This window comes from Streptomyces sp. MUM 203J, assembly GCF_022414595.1.
In the GTDB taxonomy this organism is placed as follows: domain Bacteria; phylum Actinomycetota; class Actinomycetes; order Streptomycetales; family Streptomycetaceae; genus Streptomyces.
This window is the reverse complement of the sequence record NZ_JADWYO010000011.1, coordinates 23856-41115: the sequence shown is the minus strand read 5'-3', so window position 1 is coordinate 41115 and position 17260 is coordinate 23856. Positions and strand designations below refer to the sequence as shown.

General features: G+C 74.6%; 17 protein-coding genes. 9 read left to right on the top strand and 8 right to left on the bottom strand.

The window, feature by feature from the left end:
- Nucleotides 1–43 precede the first annotated feature (43 nt).
- Nucleotides 44–514, bottom strand: a complete 471-nt coding sequence (locus I3F58_RS09020) for a PaaI family thioesterase (RefSeq protein WP_240107758.1) — start codon at nt 512–514, stop codon at nt 44–46.
- A 21-nt stretch (nt 515–535) separates the two neighbouring features.
- A complete protein-coding gene (locus tag I3F58_RS09015; protein WP_240107757.1) occupies nt 536–1732 on the bottom strand; it encodes a PLP-dependent aminotransferase family protein in 1197 nt (398 codons plus the stop codon).
- 367 nt (nt 1733–2099) lie between these two features.
- Between I3F58_RS09015 and I3F58_RS09010 the strand changes: the two genes are divergently transcribed.
- From I3F58_RS09010 to I3F58_RS08975, 8 genes are all read left to right on the top strand, one after another.
- The gene (locus I3F58_RS09010; protein WP_240107756.1) at nt 2100–2843 is read left to right on the top strand and encodes a Phenylacetic acid catabolic protein; all 744 of its coding nucleotides are present in this window, start codon (nt 2100–2102) and stop codon (nt 2841–2843) included.
- Between the two features lie 87 nt (nt 2844–2930).
- On the top strand, nt 2931–4043 hold the full coding sequence (locus I3F58_RS09005; RefSeq protein ID WP_240107755.1) for a radical SAM protein: 1113 nt from the start codon (nt 2931–2933) through the stop codon (nt 4041–4043).
- Between the two features lie 35 nt (nt 4044–4078).
- The gene (locus I3F58_RS09000; protein WP_240107754.1) at nt 4079–4333 is read left to right on the top strand and encodes an acyl carrier protein; all 255 of its coding nucleotides are present in this window, start codon (nt 4079–4081) and stop codon (nt 4331–4333) included.
- Nucleotides 4326–5564 carry a beta-ketoacyl synthase gene (locus I3F58_RS08995; RefSeq protein ID WP_240107753.1) on the top strand — a complete coding sequence of 413 codons (1239 nt, stop codon included), beginning with the start codon at nt 4326–4328 and terminating at the stop codon, nt 5562–5564. The genes I3F58_RS09000 and I3F58_RS08995 overlap by 8 nt, the downstream gene beginning before the upstream one ends.
- Nucleotides 5564–6373: an enoyl-ACP reductase FabI gene (gene fabI, locus I3F58_RS08990; protein ID WP_240107752.1), complete on the top strand. Its 810-nt coding sequence runs from the start codon at nt 5564–5566 to the stop codon at nt 6371–6373. Before I3F58_RS08995 ends, fabI begins: the two co-directional genes overlap by 1 nt.
- Before the next feature lie 2 nt (nt 6374–6375).
- Entirely contained in the window at nt 6376–7362 is a 987-nt protein-coding gene (locus tag I3F58_RS08985) for a beta-ketoacyl-ACP synthase 3 (RefSeq protein WP_240107751.1), read from the top strand.
- Entirely contained in the window at nt 7359–8288 is a 930-nt protein-coding gene (locus I3F58_RS08980; RefSeq protein ID WP_240107750.1) for an alpha/beta fold hydrolase, read from the top strand. The genes I3F58_RS08985 and I3F58_RS08980 overlap by 4 nt, the downstream gene beginning before the upstream one ends.
- Complete coding sequence (locus I3F58_RS08975; protein WP_240107749.1) at nt 8285–9784, top strand: long-chain fatty acid--CoA ligase; 1500 nt, start codon at nt 8285–8287, stop codon at nt 9782–9784. The genes I3F58_RS08980 and I3F58_RS08975 overlap by 4 nt, the downstream gene beginning before the upstream one ends.
- A gap of 252 nt (nt 9785–10036) precedes the next feature.
- On the opposite strand, the gene I3F58_RS08970 is transcribed toward I3F58_RS08975, so the two are convergent.
- Entirely contained in the window at nt 10037–11212 is a 1176-nt protein-coding gene (locus tag I3F58_RS08970) for a cytochrome P450 (protein WP_240107748.1), read from the bottom strand.
- A 326-nt stretch (nt 11213–11538) separates the two neighbouring features.
- On the opposite strand from I3F58_RS08970, the gene I3F58_RS08965 reads away from it, so the two are divergent.
- Entirely contained in the window at nt 11539–12258 is a 720-nt protein-coding gene (locus I3F58_RS08965) for an FAD binding domain-containing protein (RefSeq protein WP_240107747.1), read from the top strand.
- A 348-nt stretch (nt 12259–12606) separates the two neighbouring features.
- Here I3F58_RS08965 and I3F58_RS08960 read toward each other — a convergent pair whose 3' ends face one another.
- Genes I3F58_RS08960 through I3F58_RS08935 form a run of 5 tightly spaced genes read right to left on the bottom strand, consistent with a single transcriptional unit; the run spans nt 12607 to nt 17258 of the window.
- The gene (locus tag I3F58_RS08960) at nt 12607–13251 is read right to left on the bottom strand and encodes a V-type ATP synthase subunit D (RefSeq protein WP_240107746.1); all 645 of its coding nucleotides are present in this window, start codon (nt 13249–13251) and stop codon (nt 12607–12609) included.
- Nucleotides 13248–14645: a V-type ATP synthase subunit B gene (locus I3F58_RS08955; RefSeq protein WP_240107813.1), complete on the bottom strand. Its 1398-nt coding sequence runs from the start codon at nt 14643–14645 to the stop codon at nt 13248–13250. Before I3F58_RS08955 ends, I3F58_RS08960 begins: the two co-directional genes overlap by 4 nt.
- Nucleotides 14642–16471: a V-type ATP synthase subunit A gene (locus tag I3F58_RS08945; protein ID WP_275678320.1), complete on the bottom strand. Its 1830-nt coding sequence runs from the start codon at nt 16469–16471 to the stop codon at nt 14642–14644. Before I3F58_RS08945 ends, I3F58_RS08955 begins: the two co-directional genes overlap by 4 nt.
- Nucleotides 16468–17010 carry a hypothetical protein gene (locus tag I3F58_RS08940; RefSeq protein ID WP_240107745.1) on the bottom strand — a complete coding sequence of 181 codons (543 nt, stop codon included), beginning with the start codon at nt 17008–17010 and terminating at the stop codon, nt 16468–16470. Before I3F58_RS08940 ends, I3F58_RS08945 begins: the two co-directional genes overlap by 4 nt.
- Complete coding sequence (locus tag I3F58_RS08935) at nt 17007–17258, bottom strand: hypothetical protein (protein ID WP_240107744.1); 252 nt, start codon at nt 17256–17258, stop codon at nt 17007–17009. The genes I3F58_RS08940 and I3F58_RS08935 overlap by 4 nt, the downstream gene beginning before the upstream one ends.
- Between the last annotated feature and the right edge of the window lie 2 nt (nt 17259–17260).

Sequence of the window (17260 nt, the reverse complement as noted above, 5' to 3'; positions counted from 1 at the left end):
TCCGGCCCGCCGCGGCCCCCGCACGACGGAGCCTCTCAGCCCGTCAGGACGCCACGTACCGGGCCTCCAGGTCCGGGCCCGCCGGGGGGATCGAGTACGTCACCGTCGCGGAGGCGGCCGGTGTGTCCGCCGCGTCCCGCAGCTCCGCCAGCACCACGCACAGCCGTCGCCCGAACTTCGCCATCCGTGCATGGGTGCGCAGCAGACCGGGCCGGGGCCGGTTCAGATAGCTGATCTGCAGCGAGGTCGTGAGCGCCATCGGGGTGGGACGGCCGAGCCGCGCGTTGACCAGGAGGAACGCGGCCAGGTCTACGAGGGCGGCCTGCTCGGGGCCCGCGATGGTGCCGCCCGGCCGGGTGCGCAGCCGCGCCCCGTCGGCCTCCATGACCAGCAGTGTGCCGTCGGTCCCGGTCACCCGGCAGGCTCCGTAGTCGGGGAACTGGCGGTCGATCAGCTCGTTCAGGGCGTCCGGCGTCATGGTGCCGTCCACCAGCGCGGTCGGCTCGGGCAGCATGCCCGTCCTTTCCGTGAGGGCCTACGCGAGCGCGCGGGCCAGGCGGTGCAGCCCCTCGCGGATCTCGTCCGGCGCGTGGGTGGTGAAGGACAGGCGCAGGGCCCCCGGGTCGGGGGTGCCCACGAAGAACGGGGCGCCGGGCACGTACGCCACCTCGTGTGCGACGGCGGACTTGAGCAGCTCAGTGGCGTCGTGTCCCTCGGGCAGGCTCACCCAGACGAACATGCCGCCCTCCGGCCGGTTCCAGTCGCTGCCGACAGGCAGCGCGGCGGCCAGACCTGCCAGGAGGGCGTCCCGGCGCTGCTTGTAGGCGCCGCACATCATCGCCACATGTGCGTCAAGGTCGTTGTCGCGCAGGTAGCGGGCAGCGGCGGCCTGGTCCACGGTCGAGGTGTGCAGGTCGGCCGCCTGCTTGGCGATGACGCACGGGCGGCGCAGCCCGGCCGGGGCGCGCAGGTAGCCGAGCCGCATGCCCGGCGCCATGATCTTGGAGAAGGAGCCGAGCAGGACGGTCCGGTCGGCGGCGATCCGGGCGGAGGCGATCCACGGGACGCGGTCGCCGTCGTAGCGCAGCTCTCCGTACGGGTCGTCCTCGACGAGCCAGAAACCGTGCCGTGCCGCCGCCTCCGCGACGGCTGTCCGGCGTGCCAGGGGGAGGGTCCGGCCTGTGGGGTTCTGGAAGGTGGGGACGAGGTAGAGCAGCTTGACCGGCTCGCGGGCGGCGATCTCCTCCAGGGCCTCGGGGATGATCCCGTCGTCGTCGGTCGGCACCGCGACGACCCGGGCGCCCGCGAACCCGAAGGTCTGGAGTGCGGCCAGGTAGCAGGGGTCCTCGACGAGGACGACGTCACCGGGTTCGATGAGGGCGGTGGTCACGAGCGTGAGGGCCTGCTGCGAGCCGGTGGTGATCAGCAGGTCCTCGGCGCCCGTGGCCAGGCCGCGTGCGGTGAGGCGGGCGGCGATCGCGGTCCGCAGCTCGATGCTGCCCTCGGTGGTGGAGTACTGGAGGGCCTGTTCCGCGCCCTCCGCGAGCACGCTGTCGTAGGCGGCCCTGACGCCCTCGGTGTCGAAGAGCTCCGGGGCGGGCAGGCCGCCCGCGAAGGAGATCACTTCGGGGCGCTCGGTAAGCGCCAGGATCTCCCGTACGGGCGAGGAGGCGACGCCGGCGAGGCGGGCGGCGGTCGCGGGAACGGGGGCTGCGGGCACCGGAGGACGCATGCTCGCCAGCATATAGAGATTCAAGACGCTGTCCAGATCGGTGGATTGACCCCTCCGCACCGCTCCGCACGTGCCCCGAAGCCGCCGGTGGGCAGTTCTCGCCACAATGCCGGGCCACGCGGTTCCGGCCAGTGCGATGCTCCGGCTTCCATTACCGGCCGGGTGCCGGAGCAGACGCGGCCGCGCCTGGTCCGGCAGTGTCCCGGGACCGGAAACGCGCTCGCCGGAACCTCCGGCTCCCTGTCTGAAAAGTCGAATGGGGGACGGTGCGGAAACCCGTGGCCGTTGCCCCCGGCATGGGAGAACAAGCCATTCCGGACAATGGCCTCCATTGAACGGGGGCGCCGCCCTGGATACCGTGCGGCTCATGGCCAATAGCCCTTCCTCTCACGGCTTTTCCTCCATTCCTGATGACGAGTTCGTCGTCGTCCGCACTCCCGACGAGTTCCTGGCGATGCCCGACGATTACCAGGAGATCGCCGTCCGGGGAATGATCGTCAACACGGAGGGTGAACTCTCCGGTGGTGACGACTACATTCAGGTGTTCCTGCCGCTCGCCCCGAACGCCGAGGAGCGGCAGGTGTGCGCCGAGCGGGCTGTCGAGGAGTACGACCACTACAAGATCGGAAAGCGGGTGCTGGCCGATATCGGTGTCGACACCTCCTCCATGGAGAAGCAGACACTGGCGGAGCGCGGGCTGTTCACCGGCCACGAGTTCCATACCTGCACGACCTGGGCGGAGCGCGGGATCTTCTCGTACATCGGGGAGGAGACCGCGATGGTGATGATCTCCGAGTTCGCACAGAGCAGTTACAGGCCCTGGGCGGAGGCGGTGCGCACGATCATCCTCGACGAGAAGATCCATATCGCGCACGGCGCCCGGGTCTGCCGGAACCTGGCCGGGACCGGCGAGGGGCGTGAGGCGCTGCAGGCCGCCCTGGACCGGCTCTGGCCCGGCTTCGTGCGGATCTTCGGCAGTCCGCGCTCCGAGCGGTCGCGGCTCGCCGTCCGGTACGGGCTGCGGCAGACGACCAACGGGCAGGCGCTGGACGTGTGGCGCACCAAGGTCACCCCGAGGATCGAGAACCTGGGGCTGACCGTCCCCGCCTAGGCGGCTTCTTCTCTCCGCACGGCAGTCGAGACCAGCAGTGAGACCCAGCAGTGAGTTCCCGGCAGTGACACCGAGGAGTCCCGCCCGATGGCCACAACGGTCGGCATCACCCCCCGCCCCCTCAGCCGGCGCGAGGCGAAGGAGCGCACCGCCGCGCTGCTCGCCGAACGCCCCGGCCTGGCCGACCGGCTGCACCGATTACGGCGGCTCGGCCGGGCCGTCCGCTCGTGCGAGGTCCATCTGACCAACACCTGCAACATCCGCTGCAAGGGCTGCTGGTACTTCGAGGGCGGCTTCGACACCGCTGTGCGCGAGGTGTCCGACCTCGACAGGATCCGGGCGTTCGCCCGCCGCCTCAAGGACGACGGTGTCAACCAGGCCACGCTGATCGGCGGCGAGCCGACGCTGGTGCCGCGCCGGGTCGAGGTGTTCGTGGAGGAACTGCCGTACATCACGATCTCCACCAACGGGCTGCGCCCGATGCCCAGGCAGGGCTTCGAGCACATCGCCGTCGCCGTCAGCATCTTCGGCGGCGGACCACTGGACGACGACCTGCGGGCGATCCGCGTCAACGGGTCCAAGTTCACAGGCCTGTTCGACACGGCGCTCGGACACTACCGGGACGATCCCCGGGTGCTGTTCATCTTCGCGCTGTCCGAGGACGGACTGCCGTACCTGGAGCCGACCGTGCGGAAGATCGCGGAGAACGGCAACATCGTCACCTTCAACTTCTACAGCGAGCACGGCACCGACACCCCGATCCGGATCGAGAACGAGCGGCGGGTGCTGGAGGAGGCGCTGCGCGTCAGGGAGCGCTACCCGGAGGCGGTGGTGAGCCACCCGTACTTCATCCGGGCGCTCGTCACGGGCGCCTCCCACTGGGGCGCGCGTTTCGGGTACGACGTGTGCCCCAGTCTCAGTGTGGACCATCCCGCGCACGAGGAGCGGGTGCTGAACGGCAACCCGGTGATCCCCGGGTTCGCCGCGTGGGGCGCGGACTTCGAGTCCCTGCAGTTCTGCTGCACCTCCGGCGACTGCGGCGGCTGCCGGGACAGTCAGGCCGTGTACAGCTGGCTGGTGGTCAGCGCACACCGCTTCCTGGACAGCGCGGAACGGCTGGAGGAGTGGGTGGACCTCGCGGAGAGCTACTGGCGCCAGTGGCACTGGTCGCCCTACCACGCCACCCGGACCGCCGCCTGAGCACAGCAGCCCGAGCCCACAGAGGAGACCGGAGTATGAGCAGCACCCTCGACCGCGCCACGATCGAGAAGTTCCTCACCGAGGCACTGGTGGAACTGGGCGTCGAGACGTCCGACGTCGTGCCGGAGGCGGCCCTCGACGACCTGGAGATCGACTCCCTCGACATGGTCGAGCTCGCCCAGGCCGTGAGGAAGGACCTGGGAATCCCCGTACGGATCAAGGACTTCGACGGCCTGGAGACCGTCGGGCAGATCCTCGCGCTGTGCCACGAGAAGGCCGGACTTGCCTAGCGGCCCGGAGGGTCCGGGGTACGGCGGGGGCGCGGCCGTCACCGGAGTCGGCGCCGTGACGCCGCTCGGGGTCGGCGCGGGCGTGCTGTACGAGCGGTCCGTCGCGGGCGCCCGGGGCATCGGCGAGGACGGCTTCGGGCGGTGTGCGGACTTCCGCGCCGACGCACATCTCTCCCGGCAGCTGATGCGCAGGACCGACCGGTTCACCCAGCTCGCGCTGGTCGCGGCGGCCGAGGCACTGGCCCAGGCGGGGTGGCGGGCCGACGCGCCGCCCTACCCGCCGCACCGGATCGCCTGTGTCATCGGCTGCGGGCTCGGCGGCACCGCCAGCTTCGAGGCGGGGAGCGCGGTGTTCGCCCACGAGGGCGCCGAGCACGTGTCCCCGCTGATGGTCCCGCAGATGATGGCCAACGCGGCGGCCTCCCAGCTGTCGATCCTGTACGGATTCGAGGGCGAGGCACTGTGTGTGGCCTCCGCGTGCAGCAGCGGCGCGCAGGCGGTCGGCGCGGGACTGCGGCTGCTGGCGGCGGGCGAGGCGGACGCGGTGGTGGTGGGCGGCGCGGAGGCGTCCACCTCGGACCTGGTCGCGAGCGCGTTCGGCACGGCAGGGGCCCTCTCCCCCACCGGGACGTCACGGCCGTTCGACCGGGACCGGGACGGCTTCGTCATCGGGGAGGGCGCCGGGGTCCTGGTCCTGGAACGCCCGGAGGGCGCGGCCCGGCGCGGGGCCGAGGTGCTGGGCGGTGTCCTGGGGTACGGAGCCACCGCGGACGCGCACCACATCACCGCGCCCGCCCCGGGCGCGGAGGCGGCGGGCCGGGCGGTGACGCTGGCGCTGCGCCGGGCCGGAGCCGCGCCCCGGGAGCTGGCGTACATCAACGCGCACGGGACCGGTACGGCGCGGGGCGACCGGCTGGAGTGCGCGGCCCTGCGCGCGGCGCTGGGCGAGGGCGTGCTGGCGGGGACGCCCGTGTCGTCGAGCAAGGGGGCGCTGGGCCACCTCTTCGGGGCCGCGGGGGCGGTGGAGGCGATCGTGACGCTGCTGGCTCTGCGCCACGGGACGGCGCCGCCGACAGTGGGACTCGGGGTGCCTGATCCGGGGCTGGGCGGGGTGGATCTGGTGCGGTCCGGAGCCCGGGCGATGCGCGGCGGAGTCGTACGGCTCGGGCTGTCGACGTCGTTCGGGTTCGGGGGGCACAACGCGGCGCTGCTACTGAAGGGGCTTGGCTGATGCTGCTCGGGTTCGAGGGGCGCCGGTATCTGGTGACCGGGGTGCTCAACGACGACTCCATCGCCTGGCACACCGCCAGGGCGCTCCAGGAGGCGGGCGCGGACGTGGTGTTGACCGGCTTCGGGCGGACCCGGCGCATCACGGAGGCCGCCGCGTCGGGACTGCCGTATCCGGCGGAGGTCCTGGAGCTGGATGTGACCCGGCCGGAGGATCCGCCGCGGGTGGCTGAGGAGCTGGGGCGGCGGTGGGGCTCCCTCGACGGGGTGCTGCACGCCGTGGCCGCCGCTCCGCGGTCCGCGTTGAGCGGCAACTTCCTGACGGCTTCGGCCGAGGACGCGGCCGGGGCCTTCCACACGGCCGCTTTCTCCCTGCAGTCGCTGACGGCCGCACTGGTCCCGCTGCTGAGCGGGGCACGCGGGAACGGTGGCGGGAGCGTGGTGGGGCTGGACTTCGACGCGTCGGGGGCATGGCCCGGCTACGACTGGATGGGCGTGAGCAAGGCGGCGCTGGGCGCGGTGTGCCGCTATCTCGCGCTGTACGTGGGGGGTGCGGGGATCCGGGTGAACCTGGTCGCGGCCGGTCCCGTGGAGACCGTGGCCGGGCGCGCGATCAGCACCTTCGACGCGATCGCGGGCCGGTGGGAGCGGGACGCGCCGCTGGGCTGGGACCGGGCGGACACGGCCCGGCCGGTCGGCCCCGTGCTGTTCCTGCTGTCGGATCTGTCCGCCGCCGTGACGGGTGAGATCGTGCACGCCGACGGCGGAATGCACGCGGTGCGCATGGGCGCGCGAACTCTGGAGGAGAGCTGATCATGACGGCCGTCATCGTCGGCACCGGTGCCGCCCTGCCCGAGCGGACCGTGCCGAACAGCCACTTCCGCGACATCGGCTCGTCGGACGGGTGGATCGTCAAACGGACCGGGATCCGGGAGCGCCGTTTCCTCCCCGAGAACGGGCACCTCGCGGACCTGGCACTGTCCGCCGCCGGGGACGCGCTGCGCATGGCGGGGCGCTCCCCCGCCGAGGTGCGGCACGTGGTCGTCGCCACCACGACGCCGGACCGGGTCACGCCCGGGCTGGCCGTGGAGGTGGCGGCGCGGCTGGGGACGCCCCGGGCCGCCGCGTTCGATCTGCACGCCGCCTGTGCCGGGTTCGTGTACGCGCTGGACCACGCGTGCGGGCTCGTCGAGTCGGGGCGGGCGGAGACGGTCCTGGTCTGCGGGGCGGAGGCGCTCACCCGGATCACGGACCGCGCGGACCGGTCGACGGCGGTGCTGCTGGGCGACGGGGCGGGAGCGGTGGTCGTGTCGGAGGTGCCGGAGGCCGTGCCCGGGAAGGCCGGGCCTGCTCCCGCGTTCCACCTCGCTTCGGACGGCGGGCAGATCCCCTTCCTGTACGCCGACCGGTACGACCGGAAGCTGCGGATGGACGGGCCGGAGATCTTCGCGCACGCGGTGGAGAAGATGAGCGACGCGACCCGGCGGGTCCTGTCCCTGCGGGAACTCACGCCGGACGACGTCGACTTGTTCGTGGCGCATCAGGCGAACGCCCGGATCGTGCGGGCGGTCGGCAAGGAACTCGGGGTGCCGCCCGAGCGGCTGTTCATGAACGTGGAGCGGGTGGCCAACACCTCGTCCGCCTCCATTCCGATCGCGCTCACGCAGGCGTGCGAGGAGGGACGGCTGGGGTCGTCGGCGCTGCTGGGGATGGCCGCCTTCGGGGCGGGGATCACCTGGGGTGCCGGGGTGATCGGCTGGCGGCCGGGAGCCCGGCCCGGGGGCGGGCGGGAGGCCGCGTGAGACGGCCCCCGTTCCCGCGCCTCGCGGAGGTGACCGCCCCGGACGGGGCGCGGCTGACTGTACGGGCGGAGGCGCGGCCGGAGCCGGAGGCTCCGGTCGTGGTGGTACTGCCCGCGATGGGCACGGCCGCACGGCACTACACGCCGCTGGTGCGGGCCTTGCACGGACAGGGACTGAGCGTGGTGACGACGGACCTGCGCGGCCACGGGGAGAGCGTGCCGGTGCCGGCGCGCGGGGTGCGGTTCGGCTACCGGGAGATCGTCGAGCACGACATCGGGGCCGTGCTGGACGCGGTGGAGCGGGCGTTCCCGGACGCGCCGCGGCTGCTGCTCGGGCACAGTCTGGGCGGGCAGCTCGGGCTGGTCCACTGCGCGGTGTTCCGGCCCCGGGTGGCGGGGGTCGCGCTGGTGGCGGCGGGGTCGGCCTGGTACCGGACGCTGGGGTCCCACGGGCCGCGGTGGCTGGCGCGCAGCCACCTGAGCGTGGCGGGCGCGGGACTGCTGGGCTACTGGCCGGGGGCGCGGCTGGGTTTCGGGGGGCGTGAGTCGGCCCGGCTGATGCGGGACTGGGCGCGGCAGATGCGCACGGGGCGGTACGCCGTCCCGGGGGCGCACCACGACTACGAGTCGGCGCTGCGGTCGCTGGACGTCCCGGTCCTCGCGGTGGACGTCGAGCACGACCCGCTGGCCCCGCCCCGGGCCGTGGACCACCTGTGCGGCAAGCTCCGGTCCGCGCGGGTGGAGCGCTGGACGTACGCCCGCGGGGACGCGGGCGGACGGGAGCTGGACCACTTCCGCTGGATCCGGCACAACCGGGGGCTGGTGGCGCGCCTCGGGGCGTGGGCCTCCGGGCTGACCGCCGGGTCTTCCCCTGTCCGGTCGACTCCGCCTGTCCGGGCAGGCGAAAGGAAGGAGCACGAAGGATGAGTTCCGCACTGCACGGCCTGCTGGACCGGACCGCCGCCGCCTCTCCGGAGCGGACCGCCGTCCGGCTGGGCGACGAGCGGCTGACCTACGCCGAGCTGGACGCGTCGAGCCGGCGCGCGGCCGGGCTGCTGCGCGAGTGGGGTGTGCGGCCCGGTGACCGGGTGGCTCTGCTGCTGCCCAACACACCGGTGTTCGCGGTGCTCTACTACGGGATCCTGCGCGCGGGCGGCATCGTCGTACCGCTGAACCCGCTGCTCAGGGCGCGAGAGGTGGAGCACTGCCTGACGGACTGCGGGGCGGCCCTGCTGCTGGCCTGGCACGCCGCCGGGGACGAGGCCGCGCAGGGGGCCCGGCGCTCGGGAACCCGCCATGTGGCCGTGGAACCGCGGCGGTTGTCGCGGATGCTGGACGGGGCCGCTGCCGTCAGCGGCGAGCGGGACCCGGAGGACACCGCCGTCGTCCTCTACACCTCCGGCACCACGGGCAGGCCCAAGGGCGCCGAGCTGACGCACCGCAACATCCTGCGGAACGTGGCGGAGGGCGTCCGCGTGATGCGGATGTCGGCGGACGACACGGTCTTCGGCGGTCTGCCGCTCTTCCACTCCTTCGGGCAGGTCGTCGGCCTCGGCTGCGCGGTGGCGGTGGGCGCCTGCCTCACCCTCATGGCCCGCTTCGACCCGGCCGGGGCGCTGGAGCTGATCACCCGTGACCGGGTCTCCGTCCTCCTGGGCGTGCCCACGATGTACACGCTGATGCTGGGCCTCCCCGGCCACGCGGGACACGACGTGTCGTCGCTGCGGGTGTGCCTGTGCGGGGGCTCCCCCATGCCCGTGGAGGTGCTCAACGGCTTCCAGGCGGCGTTCGGCTGCGCGGTCCTGGAAGGGTACGGGCTGTCCGAGTCGTCGCCGCTGGCCTGTGTGAACCGGATCGACCGGGAGCGGGTCGCCGGGACCGTCGGCATCCCCGTCGACGGGGTCGAGATGCGGATCGTGGACGGGGACGGAAAGGAGCTGCCGGACGGCGAGGTCGGGGAGATCGTGATCCGGGGCCACAACGTCATGAAGGGCTACTGGCGCCGCCCCGAGGCCACCGCCGAGACGGTACGGGACGGCTGGCTGCACACCGGGGACCTCGGGACCCGGGACGCACGGGGCGACTTCCGGGTCGTCGACCGGGTCAAGGACGTGGTCATCCGGGGCGGGTTCAACGTGTACCCGCGCGAGGTGGAGGAGGTGCTGTACGAGCACCCGGCGGTGGCCGAGGCGGCGGTGCTGGGCGTCCCGCACCCGGAGCACGGTCAGGAGGTGGCCGCCGCGGTGGTGCTGCGTCCGGGCGCCTCGGCCACGCCCGACGAGCTGCGCGCGTTCGTGCGGGCCCGGGTCGCGCCGTACAAGTACCCGCGTCTGGTGTGGACGGCCGACACCCTGCCGAAGGGGCCGACCGGCAAGATCCTCAAGCGGGCCGTCACCGTACCGGGGCCGGACCTGCCGGGCTGAGCGCGCCGGGTGCGCCGCGGGCGGACCGGCGGAGCACGACCGTCCCGTGCAACGCGCCGGGGCAGGACGGCGCCGGGAGGTGCAGTCCTGCCCCTGAGGGGGAGCGGCGCCACAACGGCTCCTGGCGCGTCGGCCGCGCGAGCGGCCCGCACGGACGCCGCGGCGACACCCTCCCGCCGGGGGCAGGACGGCGCCGACGGGGCGGGCAGGAGCCGGCAGGGTGGCCGGATCCGCCCGGCCGGACGCCCGCCCTCAGAGCCGTACCGGCAAGGAGACGAGCCCACGGGCCCGAATGGACGGCCGCCACCTCAGCCGGTCACGCGGCACGTCCAGCTCCAGGGCGGGGAACCGGCGCAGCAGCGTGCCCACGGCGATCCCCGTCTCCAGCCGGGCCAGCGGGGCACCCACGCAGTAGTGGATGCCGTGCCCGAGGGCGAGGTGGGCGCTGTCCCGCCGGTCCAGGTCGAGGCGGTCGGGATCGGGGAAGCGGTCCGGGTCCCGGTTGGCGGAGGCCGGTGACAGCATGACGGTCTCCCCTGCCGGGACGGTCACCCCGCCGATCGTGAGGTCCTCGACAGGGAAGCGGCGGATGGCGAGCAGCGCGGGCCCGTCGTAGCGGGCGAACTCCTCCACCGCGTCGTCGATCCTGCCCGGGTCGGCCACGAGCGCGTCCCGCTGCTCCGGGTGGTCGAGCAGCGCCAGCACGGCCGTTCCGATGAGCTGCACCGTGTTCTCGTATCCGGCGAACAGGATGAGGAAGGCGAGTGAGGTCAGCTCGTCCTCGGTGAGCCGGTCACCGTCGTCACGGACGTCGATCAGGTCGGTCAGCAGATCGTCGCCTGGCCGGCGCCGCTTGTCGGAGACGAGCCGGGGGAAGTAGGCGAGCATGGCCGCGACGGCCTGCCCGGCGGCTCCGGGGTCGTCCGGGTCCGGGGCGACCAGGGCGTCGGTCCAGGCGCGGAAGTCCGGGCGGGAGTCGTGCGGCACGCCCAGCAGGTCGCAGATGACGGTGATCGGCAGCGGCGCGGCGTAGTCGGCCACGAGGTCGGCCCGCCCCCGGTCGGCCAGGTCGTCCAGCAGCCGGTCGGCCAGGGCCTGCACACCCGGGCGCAGCCGCTCCACCCGGCCCGGGGTGAACGCCTTGCTGACGAGCCGCCTGATCCGGGTGTGGTCCGGCGGGTCCATGTTCAGCAGGTTGGCGTCGAGGGCCGGGGGCAGCGAGAAGCCCCGGTAGTTGCCGGGCAGCCGATGCGTCTTGTCCAGGGAGAGCCGCGGATCGGCGAGCAGCCGCCGCACGTCGTCGTAGCGGGTGACGATCCATACGGGAAGCCCGTCCGGCCCGGTGACCCGGTGCACGGGTCCGGCCGCCCGGAGGTGCGCGTAAGCGGCGTGCGGATCGGCGGTCAGGTCAGGGAAGGCGGTCGTCATGTCCTCCAGCCTAGGCGGCTGTCGACGGTCCGCTGCGGTTGGTCCCGCCTCACCCGGGGGCGCTGCGGGCCGGCCGCCACAGCCGGAGCGCCGGGCGGGTCTCCGGTGTCCCGGCCGGGGTGTTCCAGCGAGGCCCGAGCGGACGGGGGACCCGGCGGAGGCGCCGTCCGGCGCCGTCCACGGCCGGACGCCCAGGCCTGCCGCCGGGCCGTTCGGCCCTGGCCCGGTGTGGTGCGGGCGGCAACGATTCCGGGAGACACCGGACATTGGCGGACCCGGGCAGCAGAACGGCCGCGGGCCGCACGGATGAGGGCAGGTGGGCCGTCGTGCTGCTGCGTTTCCCCACATCGCAGGCCGAGGCGCGGGAGTGCGCCGACGCCGGGGCGGTCCCGGTCGGCGGGGCCACCCTGGTGTGGGCGGACTGGCAGGAGCACGGCTTCCCCGGGCTGGCGATGTCGCTGCGGGACCTGCCGGAGGCGAACGCGCTGGGGCCGGACCGGGTCGGCGCGGCCGTCACCCTGGACCGGGTCGGGGCGGCGGTGCCGCACGCGTTGCGGCAGGCCGCCGCGGCGGTCGGGAACCCGATGGTGCGGCGGACGGCCACGGTGGGCGGCAATCTCGCCGGCTCCGGACCGCGCTGCCTGCTGCCCGCGCTGCGGGTGCTCCGGACCCGCGCCCTGGTCCTGGGCCGTCGGGGCCTGGCGGAGACCGACCTGGACCGGAGCCTGGCGGAGCGCCGCCTTCTGGTCGGCCTGCGCTGGACGGAGCCGGTGACCAGCGCCTGCCGCAAACTGCGGGCGCACCCGGACGGCCCGCCCCCGGTCGTCGCGGTCGCGCTGCACGCCCCGCGGGAAGGCTCCGCCCAGGTACGGGTCGCCGTCCGGGTCGGCCGGGAACTGCTGACGGCGGTCACGGACACCGACGGCGGGCCGGTGGCGGTGCTGCGCGCGCTGCGGGAGACGCCGCTGGCCGAACTGCCGCGGGACGTACGGGACGTACTGGCGGATCAGGTGGCGGAGGTGCTCGCGGGCGCGGCGGCCCGCTGAGAGCCGAGCCGTCCGGCGGGCACACCCGTGCCCGCCGGACGGCTCGGCTCTCGCCCCGGGAGGCGGTCGGCACGGCCGGCGGTGCCCTCCCGCGCCCCGCCGCACGGAGAGGCCGGCGCCTCGGCGGAGGTGTCGGCCGCGGGCCTGGTTCCGGCCCCCGGTGCGTCACGGCCAGGTCCCGACGTACCGGCCGGATTCGACGCCGAACCGGCGGTCCGCCGATGCCCGGGGCCGGTGGCGGGCCGGCCGCCCTGCGCACGCTGTCCACCGTCGGGTGGCGGCCGGCGGCTTCGCAGCCGGGGTGCCGGGCCGCCGCCGTGCCCCCCTCCGTCACTTGGTGTCGCCCGTTCAGTGGTGTCCCCCGTTCCCGGGCCGGACGCCTGTGGCACGTGCCGCCCACCGGCGCTGCACCGCCTCCTCGTGAGCCGCCTGCTCCAGACCCGCCAGGGCGACGGACAGCTCCCGCTCCAGCCGGGGAATCCAGTGACGGCGCAGCGCTCGGATCCGCCCACGGGTGGCCCGCACCTCGTCGCCGACGAGCCGGGCCGCCGTCCGCGCCGCCGCGTACGCGGCCGCCGCTCTCAGCGCGGCCCGGTACGCGGCTTCGGCACGCACCAGCGCCGCACTCGGCCGGAACACCTCCGCCTGCGGGCGGGGGAAGCCCACGCGCACGGTCCGGTCGGGATGGCGCACGCCGAGGGTGCTGGTCCAGGGGAGGGCCAGCTCGGCGGGCGCGATCCCGGCCCCCACGGCCAGCAGAGGGTGCTCACCGCCGACGAACACCGCCCGCAGCAGCCAGGACTCGGCTTCACGCGAGCGCTCGCGCCACTGGGCCTCCGCCGAGTCCGCCTCCTCCACCAGCCGCTCGTGCCGGGCCCGGAGGATACGCAGCTTGCGTTCCAGCAGGTCCGCACCCCGCCGCGCCACCGCCAGCCGGTGTTCCAGACGCAGTCGGCCGATGCGTCCGGGCGGGGGCGTGTGGGCCGGGCTCACGCGGACTCCGGGAATCCGTGGTCGTCGAGCAGACGCGCGGGGAGCATCGAGAGCTGGTCCCGGGACAGCACACGCAAGGTCTGCCAGGCACGGGAGAGAGCCTCGTCCAGGGTGCGGCTCTCTCCCGTGCCCTGGTCCATGAAACGGTGCAGACAGGCGTCCTCGAAGTCGAGGTAGCGCAGGTCGCCCTTCTCCAGCGCCGCCCTTCCGACCAGGTCGGCCAGGTCCTTGACCTCACGGGCCCGGGCGAGTGCGGAGACCAGCTGCGCGGCCACGTCCGGATGGTCCACGCGGGTGCGGCCCGGGCCGGCTCCGCGGCGCATCAGCCTGGACAGGGAGGACAGAACGTCCACCGGCGGATAGACGCCCCGGGCGTGCAGCTGCCGTGACAGCACGACCTGCCCCTCGGTGATGTAGCCGGTCAGGTCGGGGACGGGGTGGGTGATGTCGCCCGCGGGCATGGTGAGCACCGGCAGCAGGGTGACCGATCCCTCCGTGTCCCGGACCCGGCCGCAGCGCTCGTACAGGGAGGCGAGGTCGCTGTAGAGGTAGCCGGGGTAGCCCCGGCGGGCGGGGACCTCGCCCCGCGCGGCGGACACCTCGCGCAGTGCTTCGGCGTAGCTGGTCATGTCCGTGAGGACCACGAGCACATGGCGGCCCGTGCCGAACGCCAGATGCTCGGCCACGGTGAGCGCGATGCGCGGGGTCAGCAGCCGTTCGACGGCCGGGTCGTCGGCGGTGTTGAGCAGCAGCACCAGTTCGCCGGCCGCCGACCGCTCCGCCAGTCCCGCGCGTACGAAGGAGGCGTCGGCGTGGGTGAGACCCATGCCCGCGAAGACGACGCTGAACGGCTCCCCGCCCACGGTGGCCTGGGCGGCGACCTGGACGGCGAGGTCCAGGTGCGGGAGCCCCGGGACGGAGAACACGGGCAGCTTCTGGCCGCGGACCAGGGTGGTGAGCGTGTCGATGGCCCCGATGCCGGTGAACACGGGCTCGTACGGCGGTGCGCGGCGCACCGGGTCGAGCGGGCGTCCCGCCACGGCGGCCTGCGACGGGCCGAACACCGGCGGCCCGCCGTCGATAGGGGTGCCCCGCCCGTCGCACACCCGGCCCAGCCAGCCGGGGCCGACGGGGATGCGCAGGGGACGCCCGGTGAACGCGGCCCCGACTCCGGTCGGGGCCATCCCGGAGGTGCCTTCCAGGATCTCCACCACGGCGGTGCCCCGGTCCACCTCCAGGACCAGGCCGTGCCGTACCTCCCCGGACGCCAGTGCGATCCGCGCGAAGACGTCCCAGCCCACACCGGAGACCTCCGAGAGCACCACCAGCGGGCCCCGCAGTTCGTCGACGGTGCCGTACTCGACGCGCCCCCAGTCTCCGCCCTCGGTGGTCACGGCTGCGGCCCCGTCCGGTCCTGTCGGTCCAGTCGGTCCAGTCGGTCCAGTCGGTCCAGTCGGTCCAGTCGGTCCAGCATCGTGTCCCGGCACGCCGTCACGCCCGCGGCGTCGTCCGGGCCGGCCGTGTCCCGGGCGTGCAGCAGGGGGCCGAAGTCCGTGTTCTCCAGCACCTCGGCGGACACGACGGCCGGACTCAGCTCCCGGCACCGGCCGGCGACGGCCAGGACGGCGTCCGCCAGCGCCGCCGTCTTCGCGGGCCCGCTGTAGGCGTCCCGTTCGGACAGCGCGCTCTGCTGGAGCAGGGCCTCGCGCACCAGCCTTCCGATCAGGGCGGTGACCCGCTCCTCGTCGGGAAGGGCGTGGACGCCCATCAGCTCGACCAGACCGCTCAGCCGGTCGGCGGACGCCAGCGCGGCCGCCACGCCGTCGCGGCGGCTGCGCCACTCGGGGTCGCCCGCCCCGGCCTGTGCCGAGGCGACCACGGGCACCTCACGCGAGAACGAGTCGGCCCAGGAGACGGCCGGATAGTGGCGGGCATAGGCCAGGTCGCGGTCCAGCGTCCACAGACCGCGCACGAAGCGTTCGGTGTGGGCCGTCACCGGTTCCGTCAGGTCGCCGCCGGGAGGGGAGAGCGCACCGATCACGGTGACCGAGCCGTACCCGCCGCCGAGCGTCCTGACCGCCCCGGACCTGGCGTAGAAACCGGCGAGCGCGGACGCGAGCCCGGCCGGATAGCCCTCCTCGGCGGGCAGTTCGTCGGTGCGGGAGGCGAACTCGCGCAGGGCCTCCGCCCACCGCGAGGTGGAGTCCGCGACCAGCACCACGTCCAGTCCCATGTCCCGGAAGTACTCCGCCACCGCCGCGCCGGTGTGCACACCGGCCTCGCGGGCCATCATCGGCATGTTCGAGGTGTTGACGACCATGACGGTGCGTTCGGCCAGCCGGCCTCCGGTGCGTGCGTCGGACAGCGCCGCCATGTCCGCGATGACCTCGGCCGTCTCGTTGCCGCGCTCGCCGCAGCCCACGTAGACGATGACATCGGCGTCGCACCACTTGGCGAGCTGCTGCAGCAGCACGGTCTTGCCGGTGCCGAAACCGCCGGGCACGGCGACGGCCGCGCCCCGTGTCACGGGGAACAGCAGGTCGATCACCCGCTGACCGGTGTGCAGGACCCGCGCCGCGTCCAGACGGTCCCGTACGGGGCGCGGGCGGCGCACGGGCCAGTGCTCGGTCAGCCGCACCGGGCTCCCGCCGACGACCGCGACCGTGGCGTCCGCGGGATAGTCCCCCTCGGGCGCCAGGTCCTGGACCCGGCCGCCGGCGCCGGGTGGGACGAGGACGCGCTGGACGACCGCGCCCGGACCCGCGGAGCCGTGCACCTCGCCCAGCGCCGTGCCCTCACCCGCCTGTCCGCCGTCCGGCACGCACGGGCGGAAGTGCCACACACGGTCGTCCGCGGCGGGCGCGGCCCCGGGCGTCAGCCAGAGGTCCCCGCCGGTCAGCGGCCGGAGCAGCCCGTCGAACGTCCCGCCGAGCAGTCCGGGCCCCAGCGGGGCGGTCAGCGGCCGGCCGAGCGGCCGCGCCGGGTCCCCCGGGGTGAGGCCCCCCGTGTACTCGTACGCCTGGACCGTCGCCACGCCGCCCCGGATACCGACGACCTCGCCGAGGAGCGCGGGCTCGCCCAGCGCCACCTGGTCCCGCATGGCCAGATCATGGCCGTCCTCCACCTCGGCCAGCGGGCCGGTCACGCGCATCACCCGCAGCGGGCGCGGGCCGCGACCGGACCGCCGCTCGGGCGGAGGAACGGCGGGGCCGCCGCTCATGGCTCCCACAGCTCCGGCACGCGGAAGCCGAGACGCTCCACCGCGCGATCGGCCAGGGCGTCCAGCGACCAGTCCGCCCACCTGCCCCCGGAGCGGGCCACGACGCCTCCGCACGGCGCCTCCTCGACCGCGGCGTCGGGCCCCAGCAGGCCCCGCGCCCGGCGGGTCAGTCCGGCGGTGAGCCGCGGGTAGCCGGGGTCCTGCCGCAGCGCCCGCACCCGCTCCCGGGTCAGGCGGCGCAGTTCCTCGTAGGCCTCCCGCCGCGCCTCCAGTACCCGAGCGCGCGCGGAGGCCCGTGCGCGGGCCAGGGCGAGCCGGGCCCGGCCGGCGCCGTCCCGCGCACCCGCCCGGCGTGCCTCCAGCCTGATGGCCGCCGCCCGGCGCCCGGCTCGTTCCGTCACCGTGGCGGCTTCACGGTGCGCCTCGGCCAGGCGGCGCTCGGCGTCGGCGTGTGCGGCACGCAGGAGCGCGGCCCGCACGGGGGGCGGTGCCGGCCGGGCGGCCGCCCGGTGGTCCATCACGTCCTCCGCGGCCGTCATGGCGGAAGCACCACGGTCAGGGGGGCGGTGCTCTCACCTGCCTCGCTCCCCAGCGCTTCGGCCGCGAACGGGGTCAGGACGACCAGCGCCACGTCCTCGGGCAGGCCCCGCCAGGCGGCGCGTACCGCCCCGGAGTCCGCCGCCGGGTGGAGCTCGACACCGGCCAGGGCCAGGCCCGCGATCCGCAGGTGCTCCCCGATGGCAGCCGCCCGGCCCGAGGCGGCTCCGGCACGACGGCTCGCGGTCATAG